The organism is Ferviditalea candida, from assembly GCF_035282765.1.
Lineage (GTDB): Bacteria > Bacillota > Bacilli > Paenibacillales > KCTC-25726 > Ferviditalea > Ferviditalea candida.
Window position 1 is genome coordinate 1 of sequence record NZ_JAYJLD010000059.1, and the last position, 15,274, is coordinate 15,274.

The 15,274-nt window shown below is 49.0% G+C and carries 14 protein-coding genes and 2 pseudogenes; 1 reads left to right on the top strand and 15 read right to left on the bottom strand.

From position 1 onward, the window contains the following. Positions 1–170: 170 nt before the first annotated feature. The 11 genes and pseudogenes from VF724_RS20230 to VF724_RS20280 form a co-directional block, all read right to left on the bottom strand. Positions 171–932 carry an SDR family NAD(P)-dependent oxidoreductase gene (locus tag VF724_RS20230; protein ID WP_371756042.1) on the bottom strand — a complete coding sequence of 254 codons (762 nt, stop codon included), beginning with the start codon at positions 930–932 and terminating at the stop codon, positions 171–173. Positions 933–1,123: 191 nt separating this feature from the next. After that, positions 1,124–2,047, bottom strand: a complete 924-nt coding sequence (locus tag VF724_RS20235) for a DMT family transporter (protein ID WP_371756043.1) — start codon at positions 2,045–2,047, stop codon at positions 1,124–1,126. Between the two features lie 211 nt (positions 2,048–2,258). Then, positions 2,259–4,820, bottom strand: coding sequence for an outer membrane protein assembly factor BamB family protein (locus tag VF724_RS20240; RefSeq protein WP_371756044.1), 2,562 nt, complete (start codon positions 4,818–4,820; stop codon positions 2,259–2,261). A gap of 134 nt (positions 4,821–4,954) precedes the next feature. Next, positions 4,955–6,040: a HupE/UreJ family protein gene (locus VF724_RS20245; protein ID WP_371756045.1), complete on the bottom strand. Its 1,086-nt coding sequence runs from the start codon at positions 6,038–6,040 to the stop codon at positions 4,955–4,957. 522 nt (positions 6,041–6,562) lie between these two features. Next, entirely contained in the window at positions 6,563–6,715 is a 153-nt protein-coding gene (locus VF724_RS20250; protein WP_371756046.1) for a hypothetical protein, read from the bottom strand. A gap of 7 nt (positions 6,716–6,722) precedes the next feature. Beyond that, on the bottom strand, positions 6,723–7,166 hold the full coding sequence (locus VF724_RS20255) for a carbon-nitrogen hydrolase family protein (RefSeq protein WP_371756047.1): 444 nt from the start codon (positions 7,164–7,166) through the stop codon (positions 6,723–6,725). A gap of 87 nt (positions 7,167–7,253) precedes the next feature. Further along, positions 7,254–7,640, bottom strand: coding sequence for a hypothetical protein (locus VF724_RS20260; protein WP_371756048.1), 387 nt, complete (start codon positions 7,638–7,640; stop codon positions 7,254–7,256). Then, positions 7,618–8,610 (bottom strand): APC family permease, encoded by a 993-nt coding sequence (locus VF724_RS20265; protein WP_371756049.1) that lies wholly within the window; start codon positions 8,608–8,610, stop codon positions 7,618–7,620. Before VF724_RS20265 ends, VF724_RS20260 begins: the two co-directional genes overlap by 23 nt. Positions 8,611–8,726: 116 nt before the next feature. Then, positions 8,727–10,734 (bottom strand): annotated as a pseudogene (locus VF724_RS20270) (primary-amine oxidase). After that, a pseudogene (locus tag VF724_RS20275) lies at positions 10,734–11,258 on the bottom strand (SDR family oxidoreductase); the annotation flags it as partial. The pseudogenes VF724_RS20275 and VF724_RS20270, both read right to left, overlap by 1 nt. Beyond that, entirely contained in the window at positions 11,259–11,390 is a 132-nt protein-coding gene (locus tag VF724_RS20280) for a hypothetical protein (protein WP_371756050.1), read from the bottom strand. Positions 11,391–11,830: 440 nt separating this feature from the next. Here VF724_RS20280 and VF724_RS20285 point away from each other — a divergent pair, with 440 nt between their 5' ends. Beyond that, positions 11,831–12,181 carry a tyrosine-type recombinase/integrase gene (locus VF724_RS20285; protein ID WP_371756051.1) on the top strand — a complete coding sequence of 117 codons (351 nt, stop codon included), beginning with the start codon at positions 11,831–11,833 and terminating at the stop codon, positions 12,179–12,181. 128 nt (positions 12,182–12,309) lie between these two features. Here VF724_RS20285 and VF724_RS20290 read toward each other — a convergent pair whose 3' ends face one another. The 4 genes from VF724_RS20290 to VF724_RS20305 form a co-directional block, all read right to left on the bottom strand. Then, a complete protein-coding gene (locus VF724_RS20290; protein ID WP_371756052.1) occupies positions 12,310–12,768 on the bottom strand; it encodes a toxin-antitoxin system TumE family protein in 459 nt (152 codons plus the stop codon). After that, positions 12,732–13,418 carry a MerR family transcriptional regulator gene (locus VF724_RS20295; protein ID WP_371756053.1) on the bottom strand — a complete coding sequence of 229 codons (687 nt, stop codon included), beginning with the start codon at positions 13,416–13,418 and terminating at the stop codon, positions 12,732–12,734. Before VF724_RS20295 ends, VF724_RS20290 begins: the two co-directional genes overlap by 37 nt. Before the next feature lie 490 nt (positions 13,419–13,908). Further along, positions 13,909–14,523: a hypothetical protein gene (locus VF724_RS20300; protein ID WP_371756054.1), complete on the bottom strand. Its 615-nt coding sequence runs from the start codon at positions 14,521–14,523 to the stop codon at positions 13,909–13,911. A gap of 23 nt (positions 14,524–14,546) precedes the next feature. After that, positions 14,547–15,137 carry a hypothetical protein gene (locus tag VF724_RS20305; protein ID WP_371756055.1) on the bottom strand — a complete coding sequence of 197 codons (591 nt, stop codon included), beginning with the start codon at positions 15,135–15,137 and terminating at the stop codon, positions 14,547–14,549. Positions 15,138–15,274: the final 137 nt, after the last annotated feature.

Genomic DNA, 15,274 nt, shown 5'->3' on the forward strand with positions numbered 1-15,274 from the left:
CAAAGACAGTCCAAGCCACCTAACGGTGGCTCGGAACACTACAAAAGTGACATTTTCTCGGACGAGTTAAGGTGACATTTTCTCAGACGTTTGACACAATTATTTCTACAATTTGGTTTAGAAAATTGTATGTAAATATTTTAGACTTAGCCCTCTATTTCATCCGACATCTAAATCATCAGGCTGCCGCCGGTAACATCAAGCACGGCTCCGGTCACATACCTGGCTTCATCAGAGACCAAAAAAACAACGGCATCTGCAACTTCTTCAGGTTGACCGATACGTCTCAATGGCGTTCTAAGCGCAGCTTGTCTGCTTAATTCTTCATCAACGCTTTGCGTCATTGGCGTATCAATACGTCCGGGTACGACTACATTTACACGAATGCCTGAAGGACCATATTCACCGGCCAATTTACGGCTTAATCCCAGCAAGCCCGATTTGCTGGCCGCATAATGAGCAGATGTAACCGGACTGTATGTTCGAGCGGCTTGAGAACAGATATTGACAATTCGTCCGCTTTGATTTTCGACCATCATTTCGAGCGCGACTTGGCTGCAATTAAAAGGTCCGTTCAAATTAACGGCAATTACCCTATTCCAATCTTCAATAGTGATATCTTTAAATGGAATGGGTCCCTTTGGACCTTTAGGGGAGATACCGGCATTATTGATGAGTATATCTACTCTCCCGAAACGATCTTTTATTTCACGCCCGCCTTTCCTTACAGCCTCCGTATCCGCAACATCCAAGGGAAGATTCATGACCTCCACATTGTATACGGCAAGATCCTTAGACAACTCATTTAATGCGTCTTTATTTATATCACTAAGTATAAGGTGACTTCCATGCTCGGCCAGCTTACGGCTGATCGCTTGTCCCAGACCTCCGGCGGCTCCTGTTACCCAGCTTACATAATTCTGCAGCTTCAATTGATATTGCTCCTTTCAAGCGTGTTTTCGTATGTATGAAAATTTAAGAATAGCTCGTTGCCTGCCGATTCCAGTGTATTTTTCTTCAACATTTTTGTCAACATTTTCCATGGCATTATAGTTGTAATTATTGTCCGATTATTTTGCGGGAAATTTGTCATCAAAAACGGAAGGCACCATAACATTTGTCTCTAGGCTTGATCGAGCGAACCATTTAACTTATGAGTTTTCCGCCTAGAATATTCCTTTTTCCGTAGGAATATCCAGACCCCGAACAGCAAAATCATCATAGCCAGAAGCTGTTTGTATGTAACCGGCTCATTGAGCAGGATCAACGCCAGCAGCGTGGAGCCGGCCGGCTCTCCGAGCACCGTCATGGATACGGACGCCGCCCGCAAATATTTCAACAGCCAATTGAACAAATAATGGCCGAACAGAGTCGGCACCGCTGCAAGCAGCATAAACACACCCCATTCTTTCAGCCCGTAACCGCCAAGCGGAATTGAGCGGAAGAGGTTGTAGACGGCAAGCAAACAGGCAGCCAGAAAAAAGGAAAAGAAGCTGTATACATAGGCGGACATGGTCTCCCTCAGCTGCTTGCCGATCAGCATATGCACGGCAACTGCGGCTGCGCCCAGCAAGGATAGCAGATCTCCTTGCAAGGAACGCAGCGTAAAAGAGAAATCATGCCAACCGATCAGCATTGCCCCGATGACCGCGATCCCCATGCCGACAAGCTCGGAGCGCTGCGGTTTTTGCCGGAACCACCAGATTCCCGCAAGCATGACAAAAATAGGTTCAAGCGTGAGCAGTGAGGTCGAGCTGGAAACCGAAGTAAAACGCAGCGAAGCCATCCAGAGCAGAAAATGCAGCCCCAAAGCACCGCCTGTCGCCAACAGCAGCAGCCATTGTTTGCCGGTCAAACGGGAAATTTCCCGCCAATTTCCCGCTAACCAGGGAAGCAGCAAGACATTCGCCAACCATAGCCTGTACATGGCAATCACAGACACCGGAGCCTCGCTCCACCGGACGAATATCGACGAAAAGGAGATGGCTGCAATTCCGATCGCGACGGACAATGGAATCAGTACGGATAGCATTTTGAAGTTAGGCATAAGAATGGCGCGCCTCCGGAAAACATATGGACTTTCGAATCTGACATGAATAGTATAAACGAAATCGATCTGGGCTTCATTAAAAACATATTTTTATCTGTTAAAGATCAGGAAATAACGAAAAATCCGTTTCTGACTGCATATAATGAGACCCGCAGCTTGGGCTGCGGGTCTTAGGTGTTTTTACTTGTAAGAGATTAATTCTGCTCGGTTACTTTTTATCGGAAGATGTGAATGCGTAGACGTTGCCGTCGAACGCGCCGACGACCAGGGTGTTGCCGGAAATCGCCGGAGATGAAGCGACCCATGCCCCGATTTTATACTTCCATTGAACTTGTCCGTTTTGCTTATCTAACGCATACAGGTTCCCGTCATTAGAGCCGATATAGACCGTCCCGCCGGATACGGCTGCAGACGAGATAATGCCGCCATTGGTCTCGGCGCTCCAAAGCTTGTTGCCGTTATCGGCTTGGAAGGCCTCGACTTTGCCGTTCGGAAAGCCCATATAGACGACTCCGTCGACAACAGCCGGGGAAGATCCCGTTGTATCGCCGGCGATATATGAAGTGCCCGAAACAACGCTTTTATAACGCCACAGTTCGGCGCCCGTATCCGCATTCAGCGCGACGATCAATCCACCGCCGTAACCCATATAAATTTTACCGTCCGCAACGGCCGGCATGGAATGCATCCAGCCTCCGGCCGGACGATTGCGCCACAGCTCTTTGCCGTCCTTCGCGTCCAGCGCGATCAAATACCCGCCGTCCGCCCCGACGTACACTTTGCCGTCCTTCACGACCGGTGAACTCTCGGTAATCCAGCCGCCCGCAAGCTTGGCCGTCCACACCGTTTCTCCCGTCCGGGCATCAAGAGCCATCATTTCCCCGCCGCTCTTCGAGCTGTAAGCCTGATAAACGACACCGTCCGCAACGGTTGGCGAGTAATACATCCAGGCGCGGTTTACATCTTTTTCTCCTATCGTCTTCTCCCAAAGTTTGCCGCCTTTTTTCGCATCAAGCGCATACAGCGTTCCGCGAATGGAAGACGCATAAACAACGCCGTCCGCTACTGCGGGAGAAGATTGAATTTGCGCATTCGAAACAAACTTCCATTTTTGCTTCCCTGACTTCAGATCCAACGCCAGCACGCTGTTCTGGTCCGATCCGTTCTCGTCTCTCGTGCCGATGAATACACTGCCGTCTACTACGGCGGGCGACGAGGTGAGAATCGTACCGTCGGTCAAATGGCTCCACGCCAGCTTCAGATCCGGCGCCAATGCGTCCAGCGCTTCTCCCGTATGCTGCGCATTGCCGTGGAACATCGGCCAGCTTGCGCCCATCACCGGTGAGACGGCCTCATGCGCATCGACCAGCGTAAAGGTGCTGCTCTCGGACCAAGTGTGCTTCCCGTCATCCGAGACGCGCACTTCAATCGTATGCTCGCCGAGCTTCTCTCTGCCCGCTACCCATTGTGCCGACCATGTCATTTCGCCGCTGTCGCTAAGCGAATTCCATTGTCCGCCGTCAATCCGGTAATGCGCTTCCGTCACGCGGCTCGTCGTGTTATACGCATTGACCAGCAATTGAACGTTGCCGTTCGGCACTTTGCTGCCCGGAGCCGGATTGACGATGACCAGGCTTTTCTCGACGCCGTACATTTTGTATGGATGGGTTTCCTTCTCGCCTTTAAACGAAATGACGCGGAAGCCGTTCGGCGTCTGGTCGATCGTATAGGAGCTGGAGTTGGTGACGACATGAGCCGCCGATTCGATCGTATCGGTCGCCACATCGTTCACGTGCGTATGGCCTATCAGCACGAGACGGGTATTATACTGCCCGAGCAGATCGATATACTTCTGCGCTTCCGCCGCATCCGGGGTTTGCGGGTTGTTGAACGGCTTATGTGTGATGACGACGATTTCCTTATCCTCGCCGGTTTGCTTCAGATCGGCCTTGAGCCATGTCATCTGGTCCGCCTCGCGCATGCCCATATTGTTTTCCAGGACGATAAAATGTTTATTGCCGTAATCATACGAGTACCATTCCGGCCCCAGGTGAGTGCGATAGCGGTCGATTCGGGCCGCGAAGTTCGCTCCTCCGGTAAAATCGTGGTTGCCCACGGCGGGATAAACCGGAAGCTTGGATGTGGCCGTGCTCGCCAAAAAGTCCATGAACTCGGCGTCCGACGCGCCGTTCGTAATGTCTCCGCTGATGGTGATGAAAGCGGGCGACCCGGTCAGCTCGTTCAGCTGCGCCAATTGCCCCGTGAATCGTTCGCGGTTGTTGGTCGTTCCGGCTTGCACGTGTACATCGGCAATCCCGGCAAATTCGAAATTCGGTTGTCTCGAATCGGGCGCCGGCTGCAGCGCGAAATTCGATTCGCGGCTCTCTTTGGGTTGAAGCTGGCCGAGATTTTTATAAAACTGCGGAATTTGATATTCATTGGTCTGCACCTTATACCCGCTCGGAACGGTTACGAACACGATATCCGTTACCCTTCTGTCCGTGTTTACCGACAAGGTATATTTGCCCATCGAGTCCGTCTGAACAATCGATTCGCCGTCCGATACGCGGACTCCTTCGAGCCCCTGCTCTGTTTTGTCCTGTACGCCGTTCCCGTTCTTATCGGCAAAAACGATCCCGCTGACCGTCGCTATCGGCGTTTCCGCCATAACCGGCTTGATGACGGCGGCAAGCGCCAATCCCGCCATCGCGACGGTGGTTACGATATGAATTTTTTTCTTCATTCGTTTCAATTTCTGTTCGAAAGACATTAATGCTCCTCCTTCTTCGTTCCGATATTTGCAGAATGATTCCTCACAACTGTAACTCTTCTGAAAACTAATCTTTGAACCAAGTCCGATGGACATTCCCCCTTTCAAAAACTTCACACCAAATGCGCTTAAAACTATGCCATCATCCGCTCCATATACCAGAAAATGCCGAAGGCGAACACGGTTGCGATTGCGGTCATTTGCACCGACCTTCCCCAATTGAATTTGCGGATATAGAGCAGCACCGGCAACAGCAGGGAGATAATCAATAGTTGTCCCAGCTCTACACCGATATTGAAAGCGGCCAGTGTCAGCAGCGAGCTTGCTTTAATAGCGCCAGTCATCCTCAATGCCCCGGCGAAGCCGATCCCGTGTACGAGCCCGAAGCCGAATACGACAAACGGACGAACTTTGCTTTCGCTAAAGAAAAACGCCTCCACAGCCACGTATGCGATGCTCAGAGCAATTAACGGTTCGACGATTTCCGGCGCTGCGTACAAAACATGGAAAGCGGTCAATCCGAGAGTTACGCTGTGGGCCAGCGTAAAAACGGTCGCAACCTTCAACACGGACCGGAAGTTTTTCGACGTCAACACCAACGCAACGACGAACAGAATATGGTCTAAGCCGATCATGATATGGCGAAAGCCCAGTTGAATTAACCGCCAGGCTTGTCCGATTAAATTGGCTTTGCCCAGCTCCATCAACCTGTCGCTGCCGTTGAAAACAAACTGCCCTTCCTTGCCTTCCCATTGGTAAGCGGCAATATTGCGATGCATCACATCGTTATCGTCGAAAAAGATTTCGTAATCGACTTCGATTCCCTTGGAATTCGACGCATTCGGATAGCTGAGGCTCAGATCGGCGTAATAGCGGCCCAGCTTGGAAATCACCTTCGTTTGGACAAGCTTCCCGGCGACCTCTTCACCCTCTATATAGATCCGAAGATGGGAAAGCACATAGTCGGCGACCTCTTTCTTGTGCTGCTGTAACAGCCGGAGCAGTTCGCTTTCGGGGGCATCCGGACGGGCTTCCAGCATCGCGACACGCCCCAATTCGTAATAATCGAGCATCAGCTCATACTGAAGCTTACCCGGTACGGCGGATATTCGGGAGAAGCCTTCGCTGTTATCCGTATGCGCCCGCACGCGGGATGACGGGAATAAAACAACCAATATCAGCAGCATGGCGATCAAAAAATGGAACCATTTTACGCGCAATTTCGACGGCCTCCACTCGGTGTTTGATTTTTTTCTTGAACGGTACTCATTTTCTGGAAGTTTTGTTTGGGGAAGATTAATTATAAGTAACCTTTTGGTAAACATGGAAAATAGATTATATTATCCTATTTTTTTGTAGGACCATGGATCCGGACGATGCCGAGCAACATGGAATTTATGAAAAAAAAGGCGCACCCTGAGCAGACCGACTGCTGCTTTGGGCGCACCCCTTCCGTATTCAACCAATGAAACAAAAAAAGCTTCCATTATTACAGGAGCTTATAAATAGTCAAACCGTTCTTCCCGTTTTATTCTTCTTTACGAAAAAGACGGCCTCCTCCTGAGGCTTGGAAATCGTCAGCTTTTCAAGAGTTGTTACTTCTCCGTATTCACAACACGGGTGGTCTTTTTTTATTGGTTAGCAAATATTATAGATTGCGGATAATGCTTAAAAAAAACTTGTAAATGAAAATTTTGATATCACAATATGGATACTGCGTAACAGGGACTACGATTTTCCGCCTACATGAAATCGTCACCCCGAAGCTCGGCGATTTTATCCAACCGGTAATACAACGACTGGCGGAAGTCCGTTTTCTCCCACCAGCACATGCACGCCTTGGAAAAGAGGGCGCATCGGCACATCGTGACCGTCAGAACGAATTCGGAATTCAAAGACCTCTCACCCCACTAACGGATAGGCTCTTGCTTCTGAGATGGTCCGAAGATCGAACGAAATGAGATACCCTCCTTCCTGATCATCCGCTTTGAAAAGCAGTTGACCGAACGAGTTGGCAGCGGCGCTTTCCCCGAAGAATTCAGTTGTTTCTTCAATCCCTATTTGATTAGTCATAGCTACGAACACCTGATTTTCTGCGGCCCGGCTTTGAATGTAAACTTGCTGCACATGCCACGATCGGATGAGCCGGATCGATTCCCCCTCGATGTCTTCCGCCAACTCCAAAGTATGTTCTCTCGTGAAATAACCGGTCAGAAAAAGCTCCGGAAACAAGACGATATCCGCCCTTTGCACTTGGGCTTCCTCCAGATATCGTTTCATCGTCTGCAAATTCGCTGTCTTATCCAGCAGCTTCGGCTTGGATTGGGCGAGAAAGATATTAGGCATTCCGTCTACTCCTTTTGAAACAGTTTTGCTGTCCTTGCTATACGCAACCGGTGTTCTAACGGAGCCGCAGCTCAAGCGTGTGCGTGCTCAGGCGCTTCCCTCTTCCCTCGTCTCTACGAAAAGCGGCGTATCCGCGCCAAGAGAGCGCCGAACTACCGTATAATAGATCAAGCCGAGCAGCAGGTAACCGATGAAGAAGTACGGAAAGATATTGTAAGGCGCGGCCGGCTCCGGATAAAACGTACCGATAAGCGGAATGGCCATGAACACCAGCCCTCCAGCTCCGGTTGCGATATGCTTCCAGCTCAGCTGCCTGATCTTCGCCATATAAACCGGAGCGCTGATGGAAATGAGAATGTAGGCGAACAGAAATCCATAGGTGGCGATCGTGCCGATATAGGCGTAAGCGGTCCCTTCATTGACTGCCAGCATCGCAATCGGCACGCCGATGTTAAGCAGCGAAGAAATCGTCACGGCGACATGCGGCGTCTGGTTGCGGCTGTGCGCGGAACTGATGGAGTTGTGGAATATGCCGTCGTGCCCCATCGCGTACATGACCCGACATGACCCGCGAAGCGGCGTTGACCGATGCCAGCGAACAAGAGAAAAAGCTGATGGACGCGCCAAATTCGATGATCGGAATAAACCATTTTATTCCATAAGCGGTCGCCAGATCATCGATCGGCGCGGTACTTCCCGCAAGCGCCTCCAGCGACGGAATTCCGAGCACCTCCACATACGCCATCAGGGCAAAGAACAGACCGACAACTGTGGTACTGATGATGACGGCCCGCGGTATCGTCCGGTAAGGGTTACGCGATTCGCCCCCAAGCGTTGCGGCGCTCTCAAACCCGACGAAGGCGAACACCCCAAGCACCATCGCCGTCTGGATGCCGCCGAAAGTTACGCCTTCCAGCGAAAACTGCTCGACATCAAACCGGAATCCTTCTTTCACAAGCACAATAACGCCGACGACCGCGATCAGCGCGACCGAGACAATTTCCAGAACGAGCGCCAAAACCGCCGACAACCGGATGTCCCGGTAAGCAAACAGCCAGATGAGCAGTCCTCCGACCGCATAAAAGACGACGGACGGCACGCTCAGTCCGAGATGCTCCATAAAGAGCTTGCCGAAAATACCGAGCCCGATCAAAGTCGCCATCGCCGTGAACAGGTAGGCCACGATTAATCCCCATCCGGTCATAAAGCCTGACGTTGCGCCGAGCCCTTTGGAAACGAACGTATACAGGGCGCCGGAAGAAGCATATTTTTGCGCGAATACGGTAATGTTGAGGCCGACCAATATTAATCCGACGGTAATGATCAGATAGGTCAACCACGAGCCGAAGCCGGCGCTAGCGACGACAAACGGAATGGCAAGCGCAGGCGTGACGGTGGGCGCAATGTTGGCGAACGATTGGGCGATCGTGTCGGTGAACGACAAACAGTTTTTTTCAATCCCGCTTTTTCGGGAACCACATGAATTTGGGCCATTATCCATCATCCTCCTCTATTGTATGAAGCAAGCCCGTTTGCAAACGACACTGGCTGTTTCGTTCGCTAATGGCATTTTGAAGCTTTCGTGTCGCATATCGGTTTGTTCGGCGGCACGTCGAGCGCGGGGTTGCTGTTGAAAAAACCGGTCGGTTTAAGCGAAAAACCGATGTATGCGGTCGGCATGACCGGCCAATCTTCGGGGCGCGGAATATGGTGGTGGCCCATCGTATACCAGACGACGATGTCGGTGTCGGCGATCGTCCGGTCGGCTTCCGTCCACGCGGATACCCCATCGCCTCCCGGATGCTGGTTCGGATAGTTTCCGCTCGCATGTTTCTCGTCGGCGCTGTAAGGCGTCACCCACAGTGGCTGCCGATAAAACCGGCACGCTGCATCAGACTGGAATCGGGCGACGCGAACGGCAAACAATTTTCGCCGGTCACCAGCTTGTAGCCCACGGAGCCGCCGATTTCGTTTTTGACGTTGTCGTTCACGAATTTCCAGTACCGGGCGGTCGGAATGTCCAGCCGTCGGGCGCCTGCTTCTCCGTCGCCAGCAGCGTCGATTCGGCGTAGAACGCGTTCCCGTAAGGGTTGTTGTCATCTTTCGGAGGGGCGACCGTATTTACCTCGTACACGGAGTTGTTCACGCCGTCGATTTGCAAATCGAGCCGCATATTGAAAAAGTGTTGGTGGTTCGGGGCATACAAGTTCGGGCCGATCATGGCGCCGTATTTGGGGGGATTCGCTGAATCAGCGCCGCCGGTCGACAAAATGCCGGTCAGCTTCACTTCAAACGAAATCGTGCCGTCTTGATAAAAACACCAGAAAAACCCATATTCGTAGTTGGCCACGGTGGAGATGGAGGAAATAACGAGCCTCCGCGAGCGCCGCACTTCCACATCGTTCGTGCGCCAGTCGGTATGTTTCCAGAGAATGCCGTAGTCTTCCTCATGCAGGCAAACGGCGTTTTTGATTTTAATGAGTTCGCCCCGGCTGCTTGCCAGAATCGCGTCAAAATATTGGATATATCCGACGCAATCGCAGCCGTATTCGAGGCTGTTGGCGAGCATTCCGATGCCGTATTCTCCGGCGTCAAACGCATTTTTCGTATATTGGGTAGGCCCTGGGTCGCCATACGGCACGACCATTTCTGACAGCGAGGCGCGGTATAGAATCGGACGTCCCTTGCCTCCGTCGTTATAGCTGATCGTGTGAAGAACGAGTCCTTCGCGAGCGTTGAAGCTGAAGCGGAATTTCCACTTTTGCCAGCTGAGTTGGTGTCCGTTGATGGTAAAGCTCGGTCCTTCCGGCTGCGTGATCGACAGCGGCTTCAGATCGGAGCGAAGCGGTTCGACACGGTGGGCGGTGTAGTTGTAATCTTTGAACGCGTAAGGGGCGGCGCCGTAGTCCTCGACACGGATCACTTCCATCCGGTTTAGATCTACGACAGCGATGACGCCTTCAATCGGATGGGCGTAGCCGTTGTCGCCCGGATCGCTTCGTACCCATGAGAGTGTCCGGGACAGCCGCCTCGTACTTTCCTCTTCGCTGCCGAAGTGGCCGGATGACCACGGGTCGACCATTACCAGACTCATGTCGGTGATGCCGCGCCTCGCCAGCGCCGCCTGAAACTCGGGGCACGCCTTGACGGCGTTCTCGCATTCCTCGAATTCGTCGAGCATAATGCTTGGCTGTGCGCCGGGGATCAGCTTCCACGAGACAACCCTGCTTTCCGTCACCGATACGACTGCTTCATAGCAACAGCCATCAGCATTGTCGAGCAAAATGATAAACGCTTCGCGCACAAACGCCATGCCCGGTTCGTAAGCGAGCACAAAGGGCTTGGACGGTTCGTGCAGCGATACCGAGACGAACCGGACGGAAGCGGGCAACTGCCGCTCATGGCGAACAATGGCTACGGCGGAGGCGATTTCCGCTTCAGTGAGCGGTTCGAGCGGATGAAGAGAGACGGCTCCGGAAGGAAACATCGTTGCGGACGAATCGGTACTCATTGTTTTTTCTTCACTCCCATTCTGTTTTTTTATATCACTTTCGATGACGCATGGCATCAATTCATAGCTTTCAAACTTTCGGGAACGGTTTGCCCGCCGTCCACGATGATGGTTTGCCCTGTGATGTAACCCGCTTCTTTGGAAGCCAGAAAAACAGCCGTATAAGCAATATCCTCGACACTGCCAAGCCTTTTCAGCGGGATGGAGGCAGCCATTCCGGCCAAATATTCCTCGCCCAAACTTTGCAATCCCTCAGTCATGATGTTGCCGGGCATGATGGCATTGATCGTGATGCCGTGATTGGCCAATTCGAGCGCCGCGCTGCGCATCAATCCCAGCTGTGCGGCTTTGCTCGCTCCATAATGAGCCCAACCTGCATATCCCGTTACCGGCCCTGTAATGGAAGAGGTGATGATGATGCGGCCGAATTCCGCGAACTTCAAATACGGCAAGCACACCTGTATGGCAAACAGCGTTCCTCTTGCGTTTGTGTCCATTACGGCATCCCAGTCCTCCGCAGCCATCGTCATCAGCGGAGCGTTCGGGAAAATACCTGCATTGGCGCAGAGGACGTCGATACCTCAGGCATCGGCCACACGTTCGGCCATCTGCTGCATCGAAGCAACCAACTGTTCCTGGCTCTCAAATAGCGAAATCGGCACACCAATTCCTTTGGCCATAGCCGCATTTGTTCTCGACATGTCCCTTTTCATGACCGCGCACACTTGCTCTAGAATAAAACTAATGCCTATGAACAAGACTCACAGGCATTGTTCTTATGCGTGCTCTCTGCTGTTTGGTTATGAAGTTACTTTGTGATAAGGACCGTCCAAACAATTAATATAGATCTCAATCCCGGGTAACTTGCACAGCCCACACAATTAGGGTGTTATTCATAATACTTGTAATGTCATAATAATTATCCGTTCAAGGAAGTCAGATAACGAATCCCTGACAAATTCCATTGCGATAGTGCTCCCGAGGAAGTTCAGTAAATCTTTAAACAATCGATTTTGATGGATAAACATGATCTCTCTATACAGGAAAAGAAAAAACCTGCATTTTTTCAGCTAGTGTCCTCAAGCAAATATATTTATTTCGTCAACAATCCGTCAACTGCCGTAAAACCTATCCCGAATCTCAAGCACAAAGCGTGCTTTCTACAATTTATTCGGCAGGGCTTCGGGCTAGTGAAGGAGCCCATCTGCAAATTTCGGATATTCACAGTGCGAACATGCGCATTTTGATTCGTCAAGGGAAAGGGAACAAGGATCAAACTACTTATCACCTCATTTATCTTGAAAAACAAATCGAACTGGTCGAGCAGGATATCCGTCGCCGGTTAGCCGACAAGCAGGAAGCATTGGACCTGCTGACCACGATACCGGGTGTGAACGAACAGGCCGCCTCCATCATAATTGCGGAAATCGGGACGAACATGAACAACTTCAAGGACGATCATCATTTAGCCGCACTCCATCTCTACATCGTCGTTGATGGTTAATTTTGAACAATTAAGGGATTTCAGATGCCTCGGAATCATTTACCAAACTGTCCAAATACAACAGCTTGCACTTATCGATTCGATTTTTCGAACAACAAAAAGCCTCCAGGTTTTTCGGAGGCTTCAAATTACTTTTTATCGTTATTCGGCAATAAGCTGAAAAGGAAGATCCCTTCGACAATTGAATACAAATCATTATAGTAAAAATTCGGGTAACGTTTGGCATTATTCAATTTAGCATGTTCTGGAGGATGAACATGATATGGTTCCGTTTCCGTTTGATAATCCTCTTTATCATGAGACTCAGAGTGAAACTTTGCAAGTAACGTTTTTTTGTCAGAAGCAACCCAATCGTAATAAAACTCCTTAATGAGTTGTTGCTTCGTTAAATTTTCTGTTATGTACAATAGGGAGCCGTCCGAAAACACGATAGTTGCTCTTTGGACGAGAAAAGAGCTGTTTAATCCCGTGCTATCCGTCTCCCTGATGAGTTGAATAGCATCGCCAAACGTTTTTTGAAGCTCTTTGAGATTGGTTTTCGGATTCCCGATCATAAATCTCCAATTTCTCTCAGGAGATTCTTCCATTCTTTACCTTCCCGTCCCCACTGCCAGTCATCCGTAGTAAATGGATCGCCTTTTTCCCCTACAACCTTTTCATATGAACCACCATAACGCTCTTCAAAGAAATTAATCGTCTTGACGATTTCCTTCAGTCGCTCAACTTTGTATCTTGCCTCATCCATGTCAATCGTGTTCAATTCCTGGCTCTCACTCTCAACAAACCGTTCAACAACATCACGAACAGGAATATGTTCTCCAGTTGGAGATACCCAAATCGTACTGTCAGATATGCGAGCATGCTTGTTACGGTCAGCACGTTCTACACCAATCAGCCGACCCGTTGCGATCCATTTGTTTATGGTTGTGATGCTAACCCCAAAGAAACGTGCCAGCTGCCCTGTCGTATACGACTTACCTACATCTTCTTGCTGTGCAACAGTAGCCACGATCCCCCAATATTTTTTCAACTCTTCAAAAATTACCGGATTGTTGACGTTATATAGATGTCTTTCGAGAATATCCCGTACATTGTCCTGCAAATCGACCTTAACGGGCGTTGTCTTTTGCAAGAATGTAACGAGCACCTTCAAAACGACACTTGCTTCTTGAGGTTTTTCTTTGAACGTATCGAGAACTTGTACAAACAGGTTACGATCTTCCTGACTTATTGCCATACACTTCACCTCTCTCGCCTCCTATTTTACCCAATATCTACACAAATCGCAAGAGAAACTGAAACCAAACTGCAACCCCACTAATATATGTATAGACATAAAGCACCTCAAATATGCATGAAACAATAAAAAGACCCAACTGCTAATCAGTTGAGCCAGTTGACGCCGTTATGGTGACATTAAAATCGTTATCTAAGGGCATAGTCGAACTTTGATTTGTTTACGTTTCTTTTAACGATCTTCCCAAGCTTAACCACCCCCGGCTTTATTCCGATTTTAGCAGGACTTTATTTGTTATAGCAGAGGTTTATTTGGTGTTACATTAATTTTTTCTATCAACGCACAGCACTCCACATGACGTGAGACGATTGAATCGATGTCAATTGAAGAAAAATGCTTCCGGCGTTCGCGGAAACATATCAATCGGCAAAAATGCCATTCTTAAAAATGCACGAGTTGTCAAAATGAATATAATTTGATTGAATATCCTTCAACGAGTTCCTTCGCTTTTGATAGTTTCATACAGCTTCGCATATTCGCATTTTTTTGCTCCTATATTTAAAAGCTTGTTTAGCGATATCGTTTTTTGCCCCAGCACAGCTTTATTCAAAGTAGCCGTTGATAAAACATAGAATTCCCATTGGGACAGATCAAGCGGATTAAGGGTCGCCTGGTCTATGTGTTTCAGCACGCAAAACACATAGACGTCGGATTGGCGCTTTTGTTCGGTATCATATTCATTGGCAATGCTGTCCCAGCCGTAGGTAGGCTGGATGCCAAAGCTTATTTTTGACAAATTCTGTTGGCTCCAAGACTGAAGATATGCAGAAGTTTTGACTTCTATGCGAATGCCCTCCTTGGAAAGCAAATCATATTTATCCCACGATACACTAATACCCTCTGTAATACCAAGCGCCATAGCAACTATGAATTCCGCCAGTCTGCCTCTTTCTGTATTACCAATAAGATCAGAATACGCCCAGGCCCAAAAATCTCTAAGCGTGCAGACATCGCCGCCTGCATTCAAAAATTGTTCGTTGCCTGTCTTTTTCTTTATTTCAATGGCAGGATAGCTGCATCCGTTTTTAGCGATTTTCATTTCCATATATCTTCCCCAGTTATATCTCTCTATTTTTTTGCTAAAAACGTACTCAATGTTGGAATAAATGGAGCAAATATTGTCATATGGTTGGCGATTGACTGTATGAAGGCGTTATATTTCTGAGCGAACGTTGGCTTACCTGCAGTTATTCGCATCTCCTCAATCTCGGATACAATCTCATCACTATTTTCAAGCGAAGCTGCCAACTGTTTCAACGTCTCAAAAAGCTGCTCATCGTTTTCTGACAGCGTAAAATTAACTGAATTATCAGTCGAGTTAATATTAACTTTTCCACTTTCATTATTAATGTTATACATATGCGTTATGCTACCAAACGCAGGCTTATGATATCTGGATACTTTTTCGACTTCAATCTGGTAGTGATCCGGGATACCATGCATTCCTTTATAAAAGCCTCTGTCGATTACGATAAATTGTTCCTTGCTACCAGTGGGTAGCGTCCTTTCAATAATATCCTCTTCTTCTATAGGCACTTTCGCATCGTCAATGAATATCTTTTTGCTGTCGATGAGTGCCTCAATCCCTTCATGGATTTCGCCGTTCTTTTTCAGAAGTTTAACTTTTTCGGTGGGAAATTTGCCTAAAAAGTTACGCATTTGCAAATCCTCCTCTTTTATAAAATAAATAATACTATTATAATTCATGACTAATGCCAGCTAATACTTTGTAAATTATTAGTAGATAAAGCTGCAAAGCCTCTTTATCTTAGCTGGATTCCTCATGATATTCATGA